Source organism: Streptomyces sp. MBT53 (genome assembly GCF_016654115.1).
Lineage (GTDB): Bacteria > Actinomycetota > Actinomycetes > Streptomycetales > Streptomycetaceae > Streptomyces.
In genome coordinates, this window is sequence record NZ_JAEQAZ010000454.1 from 1 (window position 1) to 2,004 (window position 2,004).

At 69.6% G+C, this 2,004-nt stretch carries 2 protein-coding genes; one reads left to right on the plus strand and one right to left on the minus strand.

The genetic code is table 11. The annotated features are described in order from the left end of the window. Positions 1-416, minus strand: a 416-nt coding sequence (locus JHN45_RS52120) for an NUDIX domain-containing protein (protein WP_201056527.1), incomplete at its 3' end; no start/stop codon positions are given. A gap of 86 nt (positions 417-502) precedes the next feature. Between JHN45_RS52120 and JHN45_RS52125 the strand changes: the two genes are divergently transcribed. Further along, positions 503-2,004, plus strand: a 1,502-nt coding sequence (locus JHN45_RS52125) for a DNA repair helicase XPB (RefSeq protein WP_374195706.1), incomplete at its 3' end; no start/stop codon positions are given.

Below are 2,004 nucleotides of genomic sequence, written 5' to 3' on the forward strand. Positions count from 1 at the left end.
CGCAACTCGCCCTCGGTGACCCACGCGTGCCAGGCGATCTCGTCCGGGTCGGGGGTGATGTCCGCGACGACGACCGCCTCGTGGACGCCGAGCCAGTACGGGCTGATCACGCCCCGGCACAGGAACTTGAAGGCGAACCGGACCGGCGCCACCACCCCCAGTTCCTCGGTGAGTTCACGGGCCGCCGCCTCCTCGTAGGACTCCCCGACCTCCGCGGCGCCGCCGATCAGGAAGTTGTACTGCCCGGGGAACCGGGACATGTCCGCCGCCCGTCGGTGCACCAGGACCCGGCCCTCCCCGTCCCGGCAGACGGTCGTCGCGACGCGGTGCAGCCAGTGGTGCGCGATGGCCTCGCCCCGGTCCACCGTGCCGACCACCCGGTCCTGTTCGTCCACCCGTTCCACGAGTTCTCCCATGGCCCCACCCTCACAGAGCCCGGCCGTGATCATCGGCCGGTAGTGCACACTTGACGTTTGGCCGTGCGGAAGGGATGTGTACGTACGTGAATGGCCCCCTCATCGTCCAGTCCGACAAGACCCTGCTTCTTGAGGTCGATCACGAGCGAGCCGACGACTGCCGGCGCGCGATCGCGCCGTTCGCCGAGCTGGAGCGGGCGCCCGAGCACATCCACACCTACCGGGTGACACCGCTCGGGCTGTGGAACGCGCGGGCCGCCGGGCACGACGCCGAGCAGGTCGTGGACGCGCTCGTCGAGTACAGCCGGTATCCCGTGCCGCACGCGCTGCTGGTCGACATCGCCGAGACCATGGACCGCTACGGCCGGCTCACCCTGTCCAAGCACCCCGCGCACGGGCTCGTCCTCACCACCACCGACCGGCCGGTGCTGGAGGAGATCCTGCGCTCGAAGCGGATCGCCCCGCTGGTCGGCAACCGGCTCGACCCCGACACCGTGGCCGTCCACCCCTCCGAGCGCGGCCAGATCAAGCAGGTGCTCCTGAAGCTGGGCTGGCCGGCCGAGGACCTCGCCGGGTACGTCGACGGCGAGGCGCACCCGATCGAGCTGGACGAGAACGGCTGGGCGCTGCGTCCCTACCAGAAGCAGGCCGTGGAGAACTTCTGGCACGGCGGCAGCGGTGTCGTCGTGCTGCCCTGCGGGGCCGGGAAAACCCTGGTCGGCGCGGGCGCCATGGCGCAGGCCAAGTCGACGACGCTCATCCTCGTCACCAACACCGTCTCCGCCCGGCAGTGGAAGCACGAGCTGATCAAGCGGACCTCCCTGACCGAGGAGGAGATCGGCGAGTACAGCGGGACCCGGAAGGAGATCCGGCCCGTCACCATCGCCACCTACCAGGTGCTGACGACCAGGCGGAAGGGCGTCTACCCCCACCTGGAACTCTTCGACTCCCGCGACTGGGGCCTGATCCTCTACGACGAGGTGCACCTGCTGCCCGCGCCCGTCTTCAAGTTCACCGCCGACCTCCAGGCCCGGCGCCGCCTCGGTCTGACCGCGACCCTCGTCCGCGAGGACGGCCGGGAGTCGGACGTGTTCTCCCTCATCGGCCCGAAGCGGTTCGACGCGCCCTGGAAGGAGATCGAGGCACAGGGCTACATCGCGCCCGCCGACTGTGTGGAAGTGCGCGTCAACCTCACGGACTCCGAGCGGCTCGCGTACGCCACCGCCGAGGCCGAGGAGAAGTACCGCTTCTGTGCGACCACCGCGACGAAGCGGAAGGTCACGGAGGCGATCGTGCGGCGCTTCGCCGGTCAGCAGATCCTCGTCATCGGTCAGTACATCGACCAACTCGACGAGCTGGGCGAGCACTTGAACGCGCCGGTGATCAAGGGCGAGACGTCCAACGCGCAGCGCGAGAAACTCTTCGGCGCCTTCCGCGAGGGCGAGATCAGCGTCCTCGTCGTCTCCAAGGTCGCCAACTTCTCCATCGACCTGCCCGAGGCGACCGTGGCCATCCAGGTCTCCGGCACCTTCGGCTCCCGCCAGGAGGAGGCCCAGCGTCTTGGCCGCGTGCTGCGCCCCAAGGCCGA